General features: G+C 66.9%; 18 protein-coding genes. 11 read left to right on the top strand and 7 right to left on the bottom strand.

The genetic code is table 11. The features are described from left to right. Nucleotides 1-59 precede the first annotated feature (59 nt). The 5 genes from GN331_RS13680 to GN331_RS13660 are packed head-to-tail and all read right to left on the bottom strand — an operon-like array spanning nucleotide 60 to nucleotide 5,493. Nucleotides 60-1,049 (bottom strand): alpha/beta fold hydrolase, encoded by a 990-nt coding sequence (locus tag GN331_RS13680; protein ID WP_197427139.1) that lies wholly within the window; start codon nucleotides 1,047-1,049, stop codon nucleotides 60-62. Between the two features lie 16 nt (nucleotides 1,050-1,065). Beyond that, nucleotides 1,066-1,986 carry an NmrA family NAD(P)-binding protein gene (locus GN331_RS13675; RefSeq protein WP_156642789.1) on the bottom strand — a complete coding sequence of 307 codons (921 nt, stop codon included), beginning with the start codon at nucleotides 1,984-1,986 and terminating at the stop codon, nucleotides 1,066-1,068. Between the two features lie 41 nt (nucleotides 1,987-2,027). Then, complete coding sequence (locus GN331_RS13670; RefSeq protein ID WP_156642788.1) at nucleotides 2,028-3,059, bottom strand: HlyD family secretion protein; 1,032 nt, start codon at nucleotides 3,057-3,059, stop codon at nucleotides 2,028-2,030. Beyond that, a complete protein-coding gene (locus GN331_RS13665; protein WP_156642787.1) occupies nucleotides 3,056-4,645 on the bottom strand; it encodes an MFS transporter in 1,590 nt (529 codons plus the stop codon). Before GN331_RS13665 ends, GN331_RS13670 begins: the two co-directional genes overlap by 4 nt. A 44-nt stretch (nucleotides 4,646-4,689) precedes the next feature. Continuing rightward, nucleotides 4,690-5,493 carry an SDR family NAD(P)-dependent oxidoreductase gene (locus GN331_RS13660; protein WP_156642786.1) on the bottom strand — a complete coding sequence of 268 codons (804 nt, stop codon included), beginning with the start codon at nucleotides 5,491-5,493 and terminating at the stop codon, nucleotides 4,690-4,692. 114 nt (nucleotides 5,494-5,607) lie between these two features. On the opposite strand from GN331_RS13660, the gene GN331_RS13655 reads away from it, so the two are divergent. The 6 genes from GN331_RS13655 (at nucleotide 5,608) to GN331_RS13630 (ending at nucleotide 10,667) form a co-directional block, all read left to right on the top strand. Then, complete coding sequence (locus GN331_RS13655) at nucleotides 5,608-6,549, top strand: GlxA family transcriptional regulator (protein WP_331713492.1); 942 nt, start codon at nucleotides 5,608-5,610, stop codon at nucleotides 6,547-6,549. 25 nt (nucleotides 6,550-6,574) lie between these two features. Further along, nucleotides 6,575-7,468 (top strand): LysR family transcriptional regulator, encoded by an 894-nt coding sequence (locus GN331_RS13650; protein ID WP_231734501.1) that lies wholly within the window; start codon nucleotides 6,575-6,577, stop codon nucleotides 7,466-7,468. A 115-nt stretch (nucleotides 7,469-7,583) separates the two neighbouring features. Next, the gene (locus GN331_RS13645) at nucleotides 7,584-8,525 is read left to right on the top strand and encodes an enoyl-CoA hydratase/isomerase family protein (RefSeq protein WP_156642783.1); all 942 of its coding nucleotides are present in this window, start codon (nucleotides 7,584-7,586) and stop codon (nucleotides 8,523-8,525) included. 5 nt (nucleotides 8,526-8,530) lie between these two features. After that, nucleotides 8,531-9,196 (top strand): DsbA family oxidoreductase, encoded by a 666-nt coding sequence (locus GN331_RS13640; RefSeq protein WP_156642782.1) that lies wholly within the window; start codon nucleotides 8,531-8,533, stop codon nucleotides 9,194-9,196. 51 nt (nucleotides 9,197-9,247) lie between these two features. Next, nucleotides 9,248-9,673, top strand: a complete 426-nt coding sequence (locus GN331_RS13635) for an organic hydroperoxide resistance protein (RefSeq protein WP_156642781.1) — start codon at nucleotides 9,248-9,250, stop codon at nucleotides 9,671-9,673. A 70-nt stretch (nucleotides 9,674-9,743) separates the two neighbouring features. After that, entirely contained in the window at nucleotides 9,744-10,667 is a 924-nt protein-coding gene (locus GN331_RS13630; RefSeq protein ID WP_156642780.1) for a DedA family protein/thiosulfate sulfurtransferase GlpE, read from the top strand. On the opposite strand, the gene GN331_RS13625 is transcribed toward GN331_RS13630, so the two are convergent. After that, nucleotides 10,664-12,046 (bottom strand): DUF1254 domain-containing protein, encoded by a 1,383-nt coding sequence (locus GN331_RS13625; protein ID WP_197427138.1) that lies wholly within the window; start codon nucleotides 12,044-12,046, stop codon nucleotides 10,664-10,666. The two genes, GN331_RS13630 and GN331_RS13625, sit on opposite strands and share 4 nt — an antisense overlap. A 287-nt stretch (nucleotides 12,047-12,333) precedes the next feature. Between GN331_RS13625 and GN331_RS13620 the strand changes: the two genes are divergently transcribed. From GN331_RS13620 to GN331_RS13610, 3 genes are all read left to right on the top strand, one after another. Further along, nucleotides 12,334-13,083, top strand: a complete 750-nt coding sequence (locus GN331_RS13620; RefSeq protein WP_156642779.1) for a DUF72 domain-containing protein — start codon at nucleotides 12,334-12,336, stop codon at nucleotides 13,081-13,083. Between the two features lie 71 nt (nucleotides 13,084-13,154). After that, the gene (locus GN331_RS13615) at nucleotides 13,155-13,700 is read left to right on the top strand and encodes a cytochrome P460 family protein (RefSeq protein ID WP_156642778.1); all 546 of its coding nucleotides are present in this window, start codon (nucleotides 13,155-13,157) and stop codon (nucleotides 13,698-13,700) included. A 27-nt stretch (nucleotides 13,701-13,727) separates the two neighbouring features. Next, nucleotides 13,728-14,201 (top strand): GNAT family N-acetyltransferase, encoded by a 474-nt coding sequence (locus tag GN331_RS13610; protein WP_156642777.1) that lies wholly within the window; start codon nucleotides 13,728-13,730, stop codon nucleotides 14,199-14,201. 40 nt (nucleotides 14,202-14,241) lie between these two features. On the opposite strand, the gene GN331_RS13605 is transcribed toward GN331_RS13610, so the two are convergent. Then, nucleotides 14,242-16,299: a TonB-dependent receptor gene (locus GN331_RS13605; protein ID WP_197427137.1), complete on the bottom strand. Its 2,058-nt coding sequence runs from the start codon at nucleotides 16,297-16,299 to the stop codon at nucleotides 14,242-14,244. 212 nt (nucleotides 16,300-16,511) lie between these two features. Between GN331_RS13605 and GN331_RS13600 the strand changes: the two genes are divergently transcribed. Together GN331_RS13600 and GN331_RS13595 are read left to right on the top strand one after the other, a co-directional pair. Beyond that, nucleotides 16,512-17,987 carry a DNA-3-methyladenine glycosylase 2 family protein gene (locus GN331_RS13600; RefSeq protein WP_231734500.1) on the top strand — a complete coding sequence of 492 codons (1,476 nt, stop codon included), beginning with the start codon at nucleotides 16,512-16,514 and terminating at the stop codon, nucleotides 17,985-17,987. After that, nucleotides 17,984-18,502, top strand: coding sequence for a methylated-DNA--[protein]-cysteine S-methyltransferase (locus tag GN331_RS13595; protein WP_156642776.1), 519 nt, complete (start codon nucleotides 17,984-17,986; stop codon nucleotides 18,500-18,502). The genes GN331_RS13600 and GN331_RS13595 overlap by 4 nt, the downstream gene beginning before the upstream one ends. Nucleotides 18,503-18,536: the final 34 nt, after the last annotated feature.

Here is an 18,536-nt window from a genome sequence, read left to right as displayed (position 1 = left end):
CTCAAATCTCCATTCCCGAAGGCGGGCGACTGCGTAAAATCGGCGTAAAGCCTGCGGCGCTAGTGCACCGCTTCCAGCGACTCGTGCAGGATGCGCAACACTTCGTTGATCGTTGCCGGATCGTTGAACAGATGATGGTCGCCGGGCACGACGAAGGTCGAGCGCGCGCCATCGATCAGTGCGCTGTCCAGCGGCACCGATCCGTCGGTTTCCGGCGAGCGGCCGGGAATCGCTGCGGCGATCGTGTGATAGGCGATGCCCGTCCGCGGCATCAGTGCTTCGCTCGCCACGCGCACGGGTTGTGCGACCTGCAGCGACGTGACGCTGTTGACCGCGCCATGACGATAGTGCTCGCGCAACGCGGGATGCACCGCGTCGGGATCAGACATCGCAACGCGTTGGAGCGTGTCGATCTCCGGCGTGCGGCGCCCCGCGAGCAGGCGCGTGACCTGGCCGAGCGTGCTCATCGCGCGCGGGCTGCCGCGATGCGGCGCCGCGATGAAGATCGCGCGCGACACGCCCGGGAACGGCGCGAACCCGAAGACATCCTCGACCGAGCGAACATCCTCCGCGCGCGCCTGGATACGATCCGGCGGTACGGTGAAGGCCGCATCCCACAGTCGCGTGCCGCTCTCGGCGCACAACAGGCGCGCGATCACGCCGCCGAAACTGTGGCCGATGAGGATGATGCCGTCGCGCGCGGGGGCATCGCCGCGTGGATCGAGGAGGTCGTATGCGTTCGCGAGGTAATCGTGCACGCGCCGCCGCGCGACGATCGTCGGTGCGTTGGTCTGGTACAGCACGTGCCAGACCTGGAAGCGTTCGCGAAGCGCCGTGTCCGCGCCGATCGCATCGGTCAGTCGCGCCCAGATCAGCGGGCTGCTGCACAGCCCGTGCAACATGACCAGCGTGCGCTTGGCCGGATCGTAGCCTTGGGGAAGATGGATGCCGGCGCGGTCGGCGGCGTGTTCGCCACCGACCAGGCCCCGCAACGCCACGCGGAAGTGGCGAAGGTTGTCGCGCGTGGAAGAGACCGGCAGCAGCGACACGGCGTCCTGCGGCCGATCAGGCCGCACGTACCTGCGTGAACGCGCCGGCGTTGCGTTCGACGAAGTGGCGGATGCTGATCGGCGTGTGACCGGTAATCCGCGCGAAGTCGTCGGTCATGCGGTCGTAGCGACCGGCGTGGTGCAATTCGACCATCGTCGCCAGGTGCGCGAGCAGGTGCGGCGGCACGCCGGCGGCGCGCAGGCGTTCGGTCCACGCCGACAAGGGAACGTCGTGATACGCGATCGGCCGGCCGAGCGCTTTCGAGAAGGCGTCTGCGTAGTGGGCCACGTTCGCGGACTCGAAGCCCGTGAGGTTGTAGATCCTGCCGAGATGTCGCGCAGGTTCATCGAGGATCACGGCGAGCGCGCGCGCGACATCGACCGAGGAGATCGGCGAGGTCTTGCTGTCGCGCAGCGGCAGGACGAGCGCATCGTTGTTGCGTACACCCTCGGCCGCGAGCTTCAGGAAGAAGCCTTCGATGAACGCCGTCGGCCGCACCGTCACCACCGGCAGGCCCGACCAGGCGAGCGCCTGTTCGGCGAGCCAATGCTGCTTGTGCTGCGGGCTGGGCGTGGTTTGCGTGATGCTCATCTGCGACACCGTCATCTGCGACAGATTGACGAAGGCTTCCACGCCGTGATGGCGCGCGACCGCCGCGGTGTTCACCGTCGCTTCGAGGTAGGTCGGCGAGATCGACATGCCGAAGTACAGGCGCTTGACGCCTTCCATGACGCGATGCATGTCGGAAAGATCGGTGAGGTCGCCTTGCACGACTTCCGCGCCGAGGTTGCGCAGGTACACCGCGCGCTCGTCTTCGCGGCGAACCAGCGCGCGCACGCGATGGCCCTTGGCGATCAGCAGTTCGGTGAGCGTGCGCCCGATGGCGCCGACGTCGCCGGCAGCGCCGGTCACGAGGATGGGAGATTGGGAATGCATTTGCGTCTCGCGGTGGTCTGTGGGTAAGAACGGAAGGGCGATCACTGGGCGTCCAGCACGCGCACGCTGGCGGACATGCCGGGCAGCAGGCGGTCGAGTTCGCGTGCGTCGTCCAATGCGATGCGAACGGGCACGCGCTGCACGATGCGGGTGAAATTGCCGGTTGCGTTGTCGGGCGGCAGCAGTGCGAACTGCGCGCCACTCGCCGGCGACAGGCTTTCCAGGCGGCCGTGGAAGGTGGCGCCGGGCACGGCGTCGATTGCGATTTCGACCTGATTGCCGATGCGCATGCCGGGCAGTTGCGTCTCCTTGAAATTGGCGACCACCCACAGTTCGGTCGGCACCAGGCCGATCAACTGCGTGCCGGGCCGCACGTACTGGCCGACGCGCGCGATGCGTTCGCTGACGCGGCCAGCGACGGGCGCGCGCACGGTCGTGCTCTCGACGTCGAGCTGCGCCAGCGCAACGGCCGCTTCGGCGGCGCGGATGTCGGCCTGCAACTGCGGGCGCTGGCTTTCGAGGACGGCAATGCGCTGTTGCGCTGCCGCTGCATTGGCCTGCGTTTCGACGACGCGCGAAGCGGCCGATTGCGCCGAGGACTGCAGCTGGTCGTACGACGAGGCGGCGATCAGTTGCTGGCTCGCCAGTTGCGCACCGCGTGCGGCATCGCGCGAGGAACGCCCGGCTTCGGTCGACGCCGCGCCGACGGCCGCGTTGGCCTGGCGAATGACAGCGTGCTGCAGCGTGATTTGCGCGTCGAGGTTGACCACCGCTGCGCGACGCGCGGCGACGGCCGCCTGGGCCTGCTGCAACTTCGCGCGATAGTCGCGATCGTCGATGCGGAACAGCACATCGCCGGCCGCGACGCGCTGGTTGTCGGTGACGCGTACGTCGACGACGTAACCGGCGACCTTCGGGCTGATCTGGGTGATGTCGCCGCGCACGTAGGCGTTGTCGGTGTAATGCGAGTCCCAGGACTGCACCACACTGCCGGGATGCAGGGCCGCGGCAGCGGCGGCGGTGGCGACGGCAGCCGCGAGCAGGCCGACGACGGAAGCGGTACGCAGTTTCATTGCAGATCTCCGGAACGGATTCGAACGGGGGGAGGCGCGGGGCCGATGAACACGACGACGAAGGTCGTCAGCAGCAAGACGACGGCGACCAGCACGAAGGCATCGTTGATCGCCAACAGCCAGGCTTCGCGGCGCACGCCGGCGCCGATCTGCGCGACGGCGCGCGCGGTGGCGAGCGTTTCGTCGCCGGTGCGCGTGGCCAATTTGTCCGCCAACGCGGTCAGGCGATCGGACTGGAAGGGGTTGAGCCACGACACGTGCTCGACCAGCACGCTGGAATGGAACTTCTCGCGCTCGGTCGTGAAGTGCGACAGCAATCCGGTGCCGATGGCGGTACCGCCGACCGTCGACATGTTGAAGGCGATGGCCGCGGTGGGGCCGTCTTCGGGTTTGATCGAACCGGCGCCGATCATCACGCCGGGCACGAGGAACAGCATCTGGCCGGCGCCGATCAGGGCGAGGCTTGCGTGCAGTTGCGCGGCGGCGGTGAGGTTGCTCGCATCGCTCGCGAGCGCCACGCCGAAGAAGCACGCCAGCAGGCCGATCAACATCGACACGCGCCCGTCATGACGGCTCACCAGCCACCACGCGAGCGGGAAGGCGGCGATCTGCGGCACCAGGTTCCACTGCAAAGCGTTGGCCATCTCCAGCGGGCGATAGCCTTGCGTGAATCCCAGCAGCAGCGGCAGCGCATAGACGGTGATGGAGAAGGTCGCGCGGATGATGAAGTTCATCGTGATCGGCGCGCCGAAGCGCGGATCCAGGAACTTGCGCAGGTTGACGATGCGGATCGGCGAGACGAAGTACATGACGGTGAAACCGATCCACGCGCCGATGCCGACGGTGGCCAGCGTCGCGATGAGCGGGCTTTCGAACCAGAACCGGCGCGTGCCCTGCGAAATCACCATCAGCAGGCTGCTCGTCGCCACGGCGAGCAACAGCGCGGCGACCCAATCGGACTTCAATTCCGAGAGGTTGGCGGGCGATGCGGGCAACCAGCGCAGCCCCGCGAACACGAGCGTGACGCCGACCAAACCTTGCGTCAGGAACAAGCCGCGCCAGCCGACTGCGGCTTCCAGGTAACCCGACACCACGGGCCCCGCGTTGACCGAGACCAGCAGCACGAACGCGAGCAACGCCAGGCCGAAGGGCAGGCGCGGGCCGTTCCACGCGCGGAACAGCGCAACGAATGCCATCGGGCCGAACGTGCCACCGACGAACCCGTGCAGGGCCCGCAGGAAAAGTAGGAACGGCAGCGAGGTCGCACTCGAGCACAGCCATGCGATCACCGCGAACGCCACCGCGCTCGCAAGGAACAGTCGACGCAACCCAAGCGCCCGTGCAAGCACCGGCGAGGCGACGAAGCCGAAGAAGTTCGCCGCCGAGTAAATCGTCGTGACCCAGGAGACTTCATCGGCCGACACGCCCAGGCTGCCCTGGATGTCGGCGAGGTTGGTGCCCGCGAATTGGGCACCGAGGTTCGCGATGAAGCTGCCGGCGAGCGCGGTGAACACCAGGGGAGTGGTGCTCTTCGCTGCAACGGGCGCGCTCGCGGGGGCGAGGTTGATGGCAGTGAAGGCGCTCATGGGGCGGGCTCCGGTGCGCCGGGACGGCGCACCGTTGCGATGCCTTACTTCGCTGCGACCGCGTAGCGCGCGGCCGGCGTGGTCGACGACAACTTCGGCGCGATCGCCTTGCGCGCGCTTTCCCACGCGTTGAATTCACCGGCAGGCACCGCGGGGATCGTCACGACTTCGCCCAGTTCCAGGCCCTTGAGCGAGGCGTCGACCATGTCGGTCGCGGACATCACGATCTCTTGCGGCAGTTCGTCGACGGGCTTGCCGGAGATTTCCCAGAAGTCCGTCTTGGTGGCGCCGGGCAGCACGGCCTGCACGCGCACGCCCTTGTCGGACAGTTCGTGGTGCAGCGACTGCGTGAACGCAAGCACGTAGGCCTTGCTGCCGCCGTACACGCCGTTGAGCAGTTCCGGTGCGATGGCGACTACCGAGGCGATGTTGACGATCGTGCCGTCGCCGCGCGCGACGAACGCCGGAGCGACCGCATACGCCAGTCGGGTGACGACGTTGACGTTCAGCGCAATCAAGCGCTCCATCGCGCCGATGTCGGACTGCAGCAGCGGCGCGGTCGCACCGATGCCGGCGTTGTTCACCAGCATCGTGATGCTCGCGTCGTGCTTCAGCACGGCTTCGACTTTCGCGACGCCGGCCGGGTCGGTGAGGTCGGCGGCCAGCGTTTCGACGGAGCGACCCGTGCGATTGGTGAGGTCTTCGGCGAGTGCGCGCAGCTTGTCGGCGCGGCGTGCGACGAGGATCAGGTCGTAACCCGAACGGGCGAGGCGATCGGCATAGACCGCGCCGATGCCCGACGATGCGCCGGTGATGAGCGCGGTACCACGGTGGAGGGAGGTATTCATGGTGCGGAGTTCCGATGTGCGGCGGGGTGCCGGGGACGGAGCGCATCCTAGGCCGGCTTGCATGTGGCCGAAATGTCGTATATACCTCGATTCGTGCCATCGCCAGGAAATGCCGTGATCACCATCGGATTCGCCTTGCCGCCCGGCTTCCAGATCATGGGTCTGGCGCCGGTGTCGGCCTTCGAACTCGCCAACACCGTGGCGCGCGAGCCGCTGTACGAGATCCGCCTGCTGTCCGAAAACGGTGGGCCGTTGGTGAATTCCTTCGGCGTGTCGGTCGACACCAGGGCCTTGTCGCGGCAGCGCGTCGATACGTTGATCGTCACCGGTTTGCTGCGACCCAAGCCGAGTTCGCCCGGCCTGATCCGCCAGTTGAAACGCCATGGGACGACGAGCCGACGCATCGCGTCGGTGTGCACCGGCGCGTTCCTGCTGGGCGAAGCGGGCTTGCTCGACGGCCGGCGCGTCACCACGCACTGGCGCTGGGCGAAGGACCTGCAGGCGCAATTCCCCGACGTGCACCTGGAGGAAGACCGCATCTTCATCATCGACGGCCACGTGTGGACCTCGGCCGGCATGAGCGCGGGCGTGGATCTCGCACTGGGCATGATCGAGAAGGATTTCGGCGCGGAGCTCTCGCGCGCGGTCGCACGATCGCTCGTCGTGCATCACCGTCGTGCGGGCGGGCAATCGCAACACTCGGCGTTGCTGGACCTGGATGCGAAGACCGATCGCATCCAGGGCGCGTTGGCGTATGCGCGACAACACCTGCGTTCGGCGCTGACGGTCGAAGAACTCGCGGAAGCCGCGCACCTGAGCCCGCGGCAATTCAGTCGTGCATTTCGTTCGGAAACCGGGCAGTCGCCCGCCAAGGCCGTCGAACAACTGCGCGTCGAAGCCGCCCGCATGATGGTCGAGCAAAGCCGCATCACGATGGACGAAGTGGCGGCCGAAACCGGGTTCGCGGATCCCGAGCGCATGCGCCGCGCGTTCCTGCGCGCCTTCGGCCAGCCGCCGCAGGTGATCCGTCGCAACGCGCGGCTGGCAGCGGCCTGAGCACGCGATGGACCGCCTGGAGGCCATGAAGATCTTCGTCGCTGCACTGGACGAAGGCAGCCTTGCGGGCGCAAGCCGACGCACCGGGCGTTCGCCGGCCGCGGTGAGCCGCGCCATCGCCTCGCTCGAAGCGCACGTCGGCGTGCCGCTGCTGCATCGCACGACGCGCTCGATCAAGCTGAGCGAGGCCGGCGAACGTTACGCCGCGGCATCGCGCCGGGTGATCGCCGAACTCGAACAGGCCGACCGCGACGCCGCCGGCGAGCGCTCCGTGCCGCGCGGCACGCTCACGATCACCTCGACGCTGTATACGGGCATCGAAATCCTGCGACCCATCGTCGACGCCTTCATCGACGAATACCCGACCGTGCACGTGCGCATGCAGCTGCTCGAGCGGCCGGTGAACCTCATCGACGAGGGCATCGACGTCGCGCTGCGCATCACCCACCTGGCCGACTCGACGCTCATCGCCAAACCCGTCGGGGAAGTGCGCCGCATCCTCATCGCATCGCCGCGCTACCTCGCCACGCATCCGCGCATCAACGACATCGGCGACCTCGCGCGCCACGCGATCATCACCACCGACCACATGGGCCTGGATTCGTGGAGCTTCCCGGCGGTGGATGCCGCATCCTTGCCGCGTTCGGTGTCCTTCGCGCCGCGCATGGTGGTGAACAGCATCCATGCGGCCCTGGGCTCGGTGGTCGATGGGCATGGCATCGGCCGCGTGCTGTCGTACCACGCCGCCGCGCTGCTCGAAGCCGATGCATTGCGCATCGTGCTGCCCGATGCGGAGCCCAAACCGATTCCCGTGCACCTGGTGTCGCCGCAGGGGCGACTGTCCGTTCCAAAGGTGCGCGCATTCGTGGACTTCGCACTGCCGAGGTTGCGCGCCGCGTTCGCACGCCTGCGCGTGTGATTCGTCCGCTGGGTGGAATTGTGTCTCCCTGAAGTCGTGGATTCTCTGCGGGGTCGTATGCCCATAGATTGGATGTCCCGTCGCGACAAGACGTCGACACCCGAAGGCCCCCCTCATGAATCCGCAACGCGCCATCGCCGCCGGCCTGCTCGCCGCCGGAATGCTGTTCGCCGGTTCTGCGGCCGCTGCCGAAACCACGCGGGCGCCCGCGCCCCAGCAGGCAACCAAGCCGCAATTCCGCATCACGCACGTCACGCCCGAATACTGGCGCGTCACCATCGACAACCCGCCGTTCAACATCTTCGGGCCCGAGTCGATCCCGCAGTTGAATGCGATCGTCAGCGCGCTCGAAGTCGATCCGAAGGTCAAGGTCGTCGTGTTCGACAGCGCGGTGCCCAACTTCTTCCTCACGCATTACGACTTCGAAGCGCCGCTGAGCCAGACGACCAGCATGGCGCCCGGGCCCACGGGCCTGGCACCGCTGCCGGACATCCTCGTGCGGCTGAGCCGAGCGCCTGTGGTTTCGATCGTCTCGATCCGCGGCCGCGCCTCGGGCGTGGGCAGCGAGCTGGCGCTCGCCAGCGACATGCGCTTCGCGAGCCTGCAGAAGGCCGTGCTGTCGCAGTGGGAAGTCGGCGCGGGACTGGTGCCGGGCGGTGGCCCGATCTCGCGCCTGCCGCGCTTGATGGGCCGCGGACGCGCGCTCGAAGTATTGCTGAGCGGCGACGACATCGACGGTGAGCTCGCCCAGAAGTACGGCTACGTCAATCGCTCCCTGCAGGACGACGAGCTCGACGCGTTCGTCGACAAGCTCGCGCGCCGCATCGCGAGCTTCGACAAGCAGGCCATCATCGACATCAAGGGCATGGTCAACAAATCGACGCTGCCGTCGGACGCGGACATCGGCGCGGAGTGGAACAGCTTCGTCACCTCCGCCGGGCGCCCGCAGGCGCAGCGACGCATCAAGGACCTGATGGGCCTGGGCCTGCAGGAAGAGGGCGACGTCGAACGCCGCCTGGCCGACTACACCGGCAACTACGCCGAGCGTCCGAAGTGAGCGCAATGGAATTCCAGCCCCGCCGCACGCTGCAGTTGCAGGTCGTCATCGACGTGATCTGCCCGTGGTGCTACATCGGCAAGCGCAGCCTGGATCTCGCGCGCGAGCGTCTTGCCGCACAGGGCCTCGATGTCGAGGTCGAATGGCTGCCGTACCTGCTCAATCCGTCCATGCCCCTCGAAGGCATGGATCGGAAGGCGTTCCGGTCCGCACGATTCGGATGGGATGTCGCGCTGGAGATGGATGCGCGCGCCGCCGACGCGGGCCGCCGCATCGGTGCGCATTTCGACTACTCGCTGCAACATCGCACGCCCAACACCGTGGCCGCGCATGCGCTCATCCGTTCGGCGCACATCGAAGGCGGTTCGGCGCTGCAGGAACGCCTGGTCGATGCGTTGTTCGTCGATTACTTCGCGAACGGCGGCGACATCGGCGAAGACGCGGTGCTGGAACGCATCGCCACGCAGGTCGGCATGGGGCGGGGCGCGGTCCAACGTTCGATCCCGTATCGCGCCGACATCCCCCGACGAGCGGTCGCGATCCGCGACCTCGGCTTGAACGGCGTCCCCAGTTACCTGGCCAATGGCCGCTTGCTCTTCAGCGGTTCGCAGGATGTCGAAGGTTACGTGCGGCGGTTGCTGCGCGTCGCCGACGATCTGGTCGCTGCGTAACCGAATGTCCGCGACACTATGGTTTCCCCCCACCAATGAGGTAACGCAGTCATGACCCTTCCCCTCGAAAAGACGCTGTACACCGCCCACACCCACACCGTCGGCGGCCGTCACGAAGGCTCCGCCAAGTCCGACGACGGCCAGCTCGAAGTCGCCTTCAGCACGCCCGGTTCCGGCAAGCCGGGCACGAATCCGGAGCAGATGTTCGCCGCCGGCTGGTCTGCGTGCTTCATCGGCGCGCTCGGTTTCGCCGCGCAGTCGCTCAACGTGCGCCTGCCGAAGGACACCTCGGTCGATGCCGCGGTCACGCTCGGCACGACGAAGGAAGGCCAGTACCAGTTGGCCGCCAAGCTCACCGTCAACCTGCCGGGCATCGACGAGGCCACGAAGCAGAAGATGGTCGAGATCGCGCACCAGACCTGCCCGTACTCGCGCGCCACGCGCGGCGACATCGAAGTGGAAGTGGCGGCTGCGTGATGGATAAGCTCGTGGCCGGTGTCGGGTCCATGCCCGGCGCCGGCGCGATGCGCTTCGAGGAAACGCAGCGATGGAAGTGATGCTCCACCTCATCGCGACCTGGGGGTTGCTGGTCGTGTTCGCCTCGGTCCTGCTCGACCAGGGCGGCATTCCCGTGCCCGCGTATCCGCTGATCATCGTGACCACCGCGGTCGCGATCCACAACGACGAATCCACGTTCGCGATTTTCCTGGTCGCCACGCTCGCGGCCGTGCTCGCCGACTGGGCGTGGTTCCTCGGCGGACGGCGTTTCGGCAACACGCTCGTGCGCCTGATGTGCAAGTTGTCGCTTTCGCCGGACTCATGCGTGATGCGCACGCGCGGCGTGTATGGGCGCTGGGGTCCCGCTTCGCTGATCGTCGCGAAGTTCGTGCCGGGTTTCGCCGCGGTCGCCACGACGCTCGCGGGACAGACGGGCACGAAGACGCGCACCTTCCTGTTCTACGACGCGATCGGCGCGGCCTTGTGGGCCGGCGGTGCCGTCGTGCTCGGGATCGTGTTCGAAGATGCGGTCGAAGATGTGCTGCTCGCGCTCGAAAACCTCGGGCATCTCGCGGTGCCGGTGCTGCTCGGCCTGATCGCGGCCTTCATCGCGTGGAAGTGGTGGCGCCGCCGTCGCTTCCTGCGTGCGCTGCGCATGGCACGCATTTCACCCGCCGAACTGGATGCATTGATCGCGTCGGGCAGTTCGCCCTTGATCCTCGATGTGCGCGATGCGACGCAGCGCGAGAACACCGGCTGGATTCCCGGCGCGATGCTCGTGCGCACGCCGGACGAAGCGCACCCTTCGCCGCAAGGGGAAGTCATCGTCTATTGCGACTGCCCCAACGAAATCTCCGCCGCGGTGCTCGCGCACGCGTTGCGGGCACGCGGATTCCACAAGGTGCGTCCGCTCGCGGGCGGCTTCGATGCGTGGCGTGCCGAAGGCCGCGCGATCGAGGGCGGCCTCTCCTAACCGGGAACGACCTCCACGTCGTTCAATCGCCACTGTTTGTCGAAGAACGCCTTCGTCGGCCCGTAGGCGCGGAACATCAGTTCGAACTTGCGCGCCGGATCGGTCGGCACCCAGTTGGCGTCCTTGCCCGCGGGCGCCGTCGGGCCGAAGTAGATGTCGACCGATCCGTCGGGATTCTTCACGACATCCGACGCATTCGACGCACGGCTGGCGCGCGCCATGTTCTTGATCAACGCGTGCGTTTGACGGTCGTACGCCGTCACCGACCAATACTGATCGACGGGGACATTCGCGGGCACGTGCAGTCGATACGTCTTTGACCCATCGAAGTCGTGCCCGTCCTTGTCCTTGATCGCGATCATGTAGAACTGGCCCGCGCCCAGGCGCTTGAGGGCGATGAAGGCGTAGGTGTAGCCCACGCCGCGCGCGTCGACGGGGTAGTGGTCAGGGTCGCTGAAACCGCCCTGCGCGGCGCTGATCAGCTCCGGTATCGCGGGCAGTGTCCAGTGCGTGCCTTCGTAAAATGGCGGAAACCCGGCGTCGTACCGCGCTTCCAGTTCCTGCTGCGCCTCGCGAATGCCGGCCGTCAGCGCTTCCTTCGTCGCCGCATCCGGTGCGAACGGTTTGCCTTTCTCGATGCCCAGCGTGCGCAGCGAATCGATCATCACACGGTCGCGATCGAGCCAGGGTTCGGCTTGCACGATGCGATCGAGGTTGTCGAAGAAGCTGGCGTCGTAGCGGATCGTGGAATCGAAATCCACTGATTGCACGTCACTGAACACCGTGTCCGGTGGATTCGCGGCCTGCGACAACGGATACACCTTCACCTGCTTGCCGTAAGCCACGGACCTGGCGACATCCTCGGCGGAGTGACTGTCCAGCTTCGATCGGATCAGCGCATAACCGCCGTACGTGCCCGGTCGCAGCGGCGTGTAGCCGGCGGGCACCGCGCCTTCGTAGCCGGGCGGCAACAGCACGAACTTCGCACCGGCTCCCTTGTCGACGCCGAGTGCGCCGGCGTCTTCGAGCGGCACTTGCCAGGTGTTGACGATGTTCGCGTTGAGCGAACCTGCATCGCCCGCCGGCGGAAACTCCAGCACGACCGGTCCGACATCCTTCGTGTTGAAGAACGCCATGAAGTACATCGTGTCGGGGTTGGGCGTGAGCGTCTGGTTGTGCCAGTCGAGCGGCTTGCCCCAATAGATCACCTGGTTTTCCTTGCCGGGGGTCTTGGTCAGCATTTCCTGGCGCATGAGGTCGTAGTTGACCGCGGGCATGCCCCAGATCGCCGCTTCGGTCGCGCGGCGTTGCACGTTGCTTCGATTCACCATCGCGGGATTGATCACGCGACCTTGCGTCGACGCGGCCCTGGGCGACACAACCGTTGCACGATCGGAAGGTCGGTCGCAGCCGGCGATGAGCACCAGTGCACAGCAAGCGGCCACTTTAAGCGCACGCATGACGACGACTCCGAACGGGCGGACCCACGGGAGGTTGGCGGAGAACGCGGCGGCAGGCATCGGTAGGTGTACCGGCGTCCCGCAAGTAAATCTACGGGTTTTCAGGAGGCTGAAGGCGCCGCGTCGGCGATCCGATGGGGCGCCACGTCAAGGTGGGGCGAAGGTTGGTCTTTGCCCCGCTGCTAGGATCCCGCAGTCTTCCCGCGATGGATGCGCGACATGGCGACTCTCCGGTGATCCGCATCGGATGCGCGGGATGGTCGATCGCCACGCGACACGCAGCGTTGTTCGGCGACGGTCACTCCGCGCTGGCCCGCTACGCGACACGCTTCTCCGTCGTCGAAGTGAACTCGACATTCTATCGACGGCATCGTCCCGACACTTACGTGCGGTGGGCGGAAGCGGTGCCGCGCGCGTTCCGCTTCTCCGTGAAGTTGCCCAAGGCGATCACCCACGACGCGAGACTGGTCGGCAGCGGGTCGGCGATCCGCGCGTTCGCGCAGGAGACCGCGGGACTGGGCGCGAAGCTCGGCGGCGTACTCGTGCAACTGCCGCCATCGTTGGCGTTCGATGCGCGCGTGGCGGGGACGTTTTTTCGGCAGTTGCGCGCCGCGTTCGATGTTCCGATCGCGTGCGAACCGCGGCATTCGAGCTGGTTCGAGCCACGCGTCGATGCGCTCTGGGAGCGTCATGTCGTGGCGCGCGTCTCGGCGGATCCACCCGTGCCGGAAGGCGCGGGCGCGCCCGGCGGCGCAGGGCGATGGTCGTACTTTCGACTGCATGGCGCGCCCGTCATGTACTACAGCGCGTACGAGGACGCGCGCTTGGCGGAAATTGCGCGCGCCCTGCGCGCCATCGCGCGGCCGCGTCGACCCGCCTGGTGCATCTTCGACAACACCGCCCATTCGCATGCGATCGAGGATGCGGCGCGCCTGCAGAGCCTGCTCGGCGGATGAGGGGCTGATACCAAAGTCCAATCGAATCCACACAGAGCCTCTGGTGTGATCGTCTGCACGGAGGCACCACCATGAAGCGAAACAACCGATTCACGTTCGTCATCGTCGCCGGAGTGAGCGCCATTCTCTGCGGCACCGGCCTGTATGCGCAGGCCAAGGGCGACAAGTACGCACTGAAGTCGCCCAGCGGCATCGCGTTCGCCGATTTCAAGGGCTATGAAGACTGGGCCGTTGTCTCGTCCGCGCGTACCGATGAGGTGCTCAAGGTGATCGTCGCCAACCCGACGATGATCAAGGCCTACAAGTCCGGCATCCCGGGCAACGGCAAGCCATTCCCCGACGGATCGAAGATCGCCAAGCTGCAATGGAAGCCGAAGAAGAGCGAGACCGCCCCCTTCGTCGTAGACGTGCCCGATGTCTTCACCCAGGCCTTCCTGATCGAGAAGGACGCCAAGCGCTTCCCGGACAGCGGCGGTTGGGGCTACGCGTTGTTCAACTACGACGCGAAGGCCGACACGTTCTCCGCCGACGCGGCGAGCAAATCCGATTGCGGGCACGCCTGCCATCTGAAGGTGGCCAAGCAGGATTTCATCTTCCACCCGTACCAGAAGCGCTGAAGCCGGGAGCTCCGCTAAAATGGCGGGATGATCCGCATTGCCGACTACGACCCCCGTTGGCGCGCCGACTTCGCGCGCCTCAACATCGACTGGCTCGAACGCTTCTTCGTGGTCGAGGACATCGACCGCGTCGTGCTGTCCGACCCGGAGACGCACATCCTCGCCAAGGGCGGGCGCGTGCTGTTCGCGGTCGACGCCGACGATCGCGCGATCGGCACCGTGGCGCTCAAGCACGAAGGCGAGGGCGTTTACGAGCTGACGAAGATGGCCGTCGATCCCGGCTCGCAGGGACAGGGCATCGGACGCCTGCTGATGGAAGCCGCGCTGAAGACGTATCGCGACATCGACGGGCGCGAGCTGTTCCTGGAATCGAGCAGCAAGCTCGCACCCGCGCTCGCCCTGTATGAAAGCGTCGGTTTCCGACATCGGCCCGCGCCGCGACCGGGCTCGCATTACGCGCGCGCCGATGTCTACATGGTGCTGGAGTCGCCGCCGCTATAGCTGCGTGATGCCGCCAGTCGCGGCCGCGCTCGTCGGCCGATCAGAACGCGAACGTCGCGCGCAACCGCAACGACCGCGGCTCGAACGCATGGAAGTGGAGGTCTTCGACGCCTTCGTCCGGCTCACCCGGCAGGCGCGAGGCGTAGTAGTAATCGATGTCGTGGTCGTCCGAATCCAGCGCGTTCAGCACGTCGAGTTCGAAGCTCCAGCGCTGCCAGCGCTTGCCGATCGCGAGGTTCACCATCGTCGAACTCCCGCTCCGCACGCGGTTGTCTTCGATCAGCGGCGCATCGCCGACGTAACGCACGCGCGCCGAGGAATGCCAGCCGCGCGCCCATTCCGACGACCACGCCGCGGAAGCGATCCACGGCACCGCGCCGGGAATGCGATCGCCCGCGGGATCGGCGTCGGTGAATCGCGATTGCGTATACGCAAGTTCGAGTTCCAGCCGCGCACGCGGATCGGCGAACCAGTACGCGCCGAACTCGATCCCGTGGCGTTTGCTCGGCCGGCTGGCTTCGGTGGTGCCGGCATCGCCGACGAACAGCAGTTCGCTCGCGAGGTCGAGTTGCCACAGCGCGAGCGTCGTTTGCCAGCGTCCTTCCTGCGCCACGCGCAGACCAAGTTCGCTGCCCCGCGAACGCACCAGCGGCGTGACGCGATCAGCAGGCTCGCCTGTCACCGGGTCCACGCGGATCGTCGTGCCCCGTGCATCGTTGGAATGGAACCCTTGACCCCAGTTGAGATACAGCTCGGCCGGTTCTGCGATGCGCCACGCGAGCTCACCCTTGAAAGAGGCGATGCCGGCTTCGGTTCGCCCGCTATTCTCCGGCTGCAGCGCATCGACATCGAAGGTGTAACGGTCGTAGCGGCCGCCGAGTTGCACGCGCACCGCCTGGGTCAGCGAATACTGCGCATCCATCCAGGCCGCGAGGCTGCGTTCGTCGACGCGATCGTCGCGAATCGGTGCGACGAAGGCGCGTGCCTGCGTGCGTTCGAGCCCCACTTGCCCGATGTCGTCGCGTCGTCCGTCCATGCCTGCGCGTACGCGCCAGGTCGCGCCCTGCCAGGTCTGGCGCAGGCCGAAGCCGGTGAGCGTGCGCGCATCGAACTGGCGGAACTGATCGCCGTTCGCCGGATCGTCGAGGAAATAAGTGAAGTTGGACCACACCGACAGGCGATAGCGGATCGCGTAAGCGTTCGCGTCGAAGGTGCCGCCGAACGCGTCGCCATTCCACGCGCCGGAAAGCGAATAGCGTGACGAGTCGCCGCCGAGCGTCGTATCGAGGGAGCCGAGTCGATCGATCCGGCCTTCGGTCACCGCGCGCTGCGGGATCTGGTCCGGCGAGTTCCAGCGATTGTCGTAACCCATCGCCGTCAGCGAGCCTTGTCCGCGTCCGACGGGCGCGGTCAATCGAAGGAACACGTTGCGCTTGTGCACGTCTTCGTCGATGTCGCGCCAGGGGCCGTCGTAGCCTTGCGCTTCCACGCCCCAGGTGAGCGTCGTCGCGCCGATCGCGTGGCTCGCTGCACCCACGATCCGCGCGTATTGGTCGCTTCCGAGTTCGAATTGCGCGAAGCCCGTCGCCATCGCATCGACCAGGCGATAGTCCACCGAACCCGCCGACGAGAAGTCTCCGACCTCCGCAGCGTAAGGCCCCTTGCGGTAGGTCAGCCCGTCGACGAGTTCGGGGATGAGGAAGTTGAGGTCGGCATAGCCCTGGCCATGCCCGTGCGAGCGCAGGTTCACCGGCATGCCGTCGACGGTCTGCGCGAAATCGGTGCCGTGATCGAGGTTGAACCCGCGCAGGAAATACTGGTTCGCCTTGCCCGAGCCGGAGTGCTGCGTCGCGGCCACGCCCGGCACGTATTCGGCAAGATCGCCGGGACGCAGGCGAGGGCGACGTTCGATTTCGTCATGCGACAGCGTGCCCTCGGAGGCCGAGGTTGCGGTGCCGACGAGATTCTCCTCGCGGCCCACGACGGTGATGGTGTCGAGTTCCACCGGCGCGGGCCCCGTGGATTGCGCGAAGCACGGCGTGGCCGAAAGCCACGACACGATGCCCATGAAGATGCGTCTGCGAATGCTGTTGTCCATATGCGTTTCAACTTAATCGGTCCCCGCTGGCGAATGGGCCAACGTGAGAGGGGGAAGGTTCGACGTCGGACGCAATCGGTGGCGCGCCCGGGAGCGCCGGGTGCGGATGCGGCTGCGTGTCGAAATTCGCGCCGCCGCCGCGTACCCGGGCCGCCGACGTCGGTGTCCGAATCCGGCGAGTCGGCGACCGCGGCGGGTGCTAGCCTGCGGGCATGAACCAGTTCGCGCCGCTGCCCGAAGCCACATCGCTCCCCTCGCACCAGGTTTGCGAGCAGGCGCGCGCGAGTCGCGATTTGCGCTTCGACGGCTTGTTCTTCACCGCGGTCACGAGCACGCGCATTTATTGCCGCCCGGTGTGTCCGGCGCCGACGCCGAAAGCGAAGAACGTCGTGTACTACCCCAACGCCGCGGCCGCCGAAGCGGCGGGCTTCCGCCCGTGCCTGCGTTGCCGGCCGGAGTTGTCGCCGGGCGACGGTGCGTGGCGACAAGGCGATGCGGCCGTCGCGCGCGCGATCAAGCTGATCAACGAAGGCTTGCTGTCCGAAGCACCGGTCTCGGTGTTGGCCGAACGCGTGAACCTCGGCGAGCGGCAGTTGCGTCGCCTGTTCGTCGAACGCCTGGGCGCGACGCCGAGCGACGTGCATGGTACGCGCCGCCTGTTGTTCGCCAAGCAACTGCTTACGGAAACCGACCTGTCGATCACCGACATCGCGATGGCCGCGGGTTTCGGCAGCCTGCGTCGGTTCAATACGACGTTCAAGGACGCCTACCGCATGGCGCCGCGCGAGTTGCGCAAGCGGCCCGCGCCGTCGCGTGGCGAAGCTCTGGTGCTGCGGCTTGGGTATCGGCCGCCGTACGACTTCGCGACGATGCTGCGATTCCTGCACGGGCGCGCGCTGCCCGGTGTCGAAGTCGTCGACGACACGTGTTATCGGCGCGTGGTCGCGCCCGCGTCGCAGGACGCAGCGCCCGGATGGCTGCGCGTCTCCGCGTGGCCCAACGAGGCGGCGCTCAAACTGGAAGTGCACGGCATCGCGCCGATGCAACTGCAGTCCGTCGTGCAGCGCGTACGGCGCATGTTCGACCTGGATGCCGATCCACGCGCGATCGCGTCGGCGTTGTCGGTCGATCGTCGTTTGCGGCCATTGGTACAACGTCGCCCGGGCTTGCGCCTGCCGAGCGGATGGGACGGTTTCGAAATCGCGGTTCGCGCGATCATCGGGCAGCAGGTGAGTGTCGCCGCTGCGCGGACCGTTGCGTCGCGCGTCGCGCGCATGTTCGGAACGCCCGTTGCGATGGGGGATCTCGAGCACCTGTTCCCCACGCCCGAAACGCTGGCCGATGCGGACCTGACCAACGTCGGGTTGACGAAGGCGCGCGCCGCCACCATTCGAACCGTTGCGCGCGCGTTGCTCGACGGCACCGTGGATTTCGCGCCCGAGCGCACGCTCGACACCTTCGTCGAACGTTGGACTGCGTTGCCCGGCATCGGTCCATGGACGGCGCACTACATTGCACTGCGTGCCTTGTCGCATCCCGATGCATTCCCCGCGGAGGATCTCGTGTTGCAGAAAACCTTGCCCGTCGACGGCACGCGCCTGACGGCACGCGCCTTGCGCGAACACGCCGAAGCCTGGCGCCCGTGGCGCGCGTACGCGGTGCTGCATCTGTGGAACGCCGCCGCATGAGCGCGGTGATCTTCCATCGCATCCTCGAAAGCCCGGTGGGCCCGCTTGCGATCGCGGCTTCGGATGCGGGCGTCCATGCGCTCGAATTCCACGCCCCGCGACATGCGGTCGCACGCGACGCACGTTGGCGCGAAGGCGGACATCCCTTGCTCGATGCGATCGCGACGCAACTCGACGATTACTTCGCGGGAACGCGGCACCTGTTCGACCTGCCGCTTGCGCCCGAGGGCACCGACTTCCAGCGCACCGTCTGGCACGCGCTCGCCACGATTCCGTATGGCGAGACGATCAGCTACGCGCAACTGGCCGCGCGCATCGGTAAACCGAGCGCCGTGCGTGCCGTGGGCGCGGCGAACGGCCGCAATCCGATCCCCATCGTGTTGCCATGCCATCGCGTCATCGGCGCAGATGGCAGCCTCACCGGCTTCGGCGGCGGGCTGCCGACCAAGCGCTTTTTGCTCGCACTGGAAGGCGCGTTGCCGCAAGATTCAACGCCTGCCGATCTGTTCGGCTGAAGCTTCCAGACACTCCCCCACGAGGACTGCACGC

Origin of the sequence: Noviluteimonas gilva, from assembly GCF_009740395.1 — a bacterium.
GTDB lineage: Bacteria > Pseudomonadota > Gammaproteobacteria > Xanthomonadales > Xanthomonadaceae > Noviluteimonas > Noviluteimonas gilva.
The sequence above is the reverse complement of the archived record's forward strand: the minus strand, read 5'-3'. Positions and strand labels throughout refer to the sequence as shown.

What these genes read in the sequence shown, in the direction of transcription:
- GN331_RS13675 (WP_156642789.1), bottom strand. Translation starts at nt 1,986, where the DNA reads ATGCATTCCCAATCTCCCATCCTCGTGACCGGCGCTGCCGGCGACGTC.
- GN331_RS13670 (WP_156642788.1), bottom strand. Translation starts at nt 3,059, where the DNA reads ATGAAACTGCGTACCGCTTCCGTCGTCGGCCTGCTCGCGGCTGCCGTC.
- GN331_RS13665 (WP_156642787.1), bottom strand. Translation starts at nt 4,645, where the DNA reads ATGAGCGCCTTCACTGCCATCAACCTCGCCCCCGCGAGCGCGCCCGTT.
- GN331_RS13660 (WP_156642786.1), bottom strand. Translation starts at nt 5,493, where the DNA reads ATGAATACCTCCCTCCACCGTGGTACCGCGCTCATCACCGGCGCATCG.
- GN331_RS13650 (WP_231734501.1), top strand. Translation starts at nt 6,575, where the DNA reads ATGAAGATCTTCGTCGCTGCACTGGACGAAGGCAGCCTTGCGGGCGCA.
- GN331_RS13645 (WP_156642783.1), top strand. Translation starts at nt 7,584, where the DNA reads ATGAATCCGCAACGCGCCATCGCCGCCGGCCTGCTCGCCGCCGGAATG.
- GN331_RS13640 (WP_156642782.1), top strand. Translation starts at nt 8,531, where the DNA reads ATGGAATTCCAGCCCCGCCGCACGCTGCAGTTGCAGGTCGTCATCGAC.
- GN331_RS13635 (WP_156642781.1), top strand. Translation starts at nt 9,248, where the DNA reads ATGACCCTTCCCCTCGAAAAGACGCTGTACACCGCCCACACCCACACC.
- GN331_RS13630 (WP_156642780.1), top strand. Translation starts at nt 9,744, where the DNA reads ATGGAAGTGATGCTCCACCTCATCGCGACCTGGGGGTTGCTGGTCGTG.
- GN331_RS13620 (WP_156642779.1), top strand. Translation starts at nt 12,334, where the DNA reads ATGGATGCGCGACATGGCGACTCTCCGGTGATCCGCATCGGATGCGCG.
- GN331_RS13615 (WP_156642778.1), top strand. Translation starts at nt 13,155, where the DNA reads ATGAAGCGAAACAACCGATTCACGTTCGTCATCGTCGCCGGAGTGAGC.
- GN331_RS13610 (WP_156642777.1), top strand. Translation starts at nt 13,728, where the DNA reads ATGATCCGCATTGCCGACTACGACCCCCGTTGGCGCGCCGACTTCGCG.
- GN331_RS13605 (WP_197427137.1), bottom strand. Translation starts at nt 16,299, where the DNA reads ATGGACAACAGCATTCGCAGACGCATCTTCATGGGCATCGTGTCGTGG.
- GN331_RS13600 (WP_231734500.1), top strand. Translation starts at nt 16,512, where the DNA reads ATGAACCAGTTCGCGCCGCTGCCCGAAGCCACATCGCTCCCCTCGCAC.
- GN331_RS13595 (WP_156642776.1), top strand. Translation starts at nt 17,984, where the DNA reads ATGAGCGCGGTGATCTTCCATCGCATCCTCGAAAGCCCGGTGGGCCCG.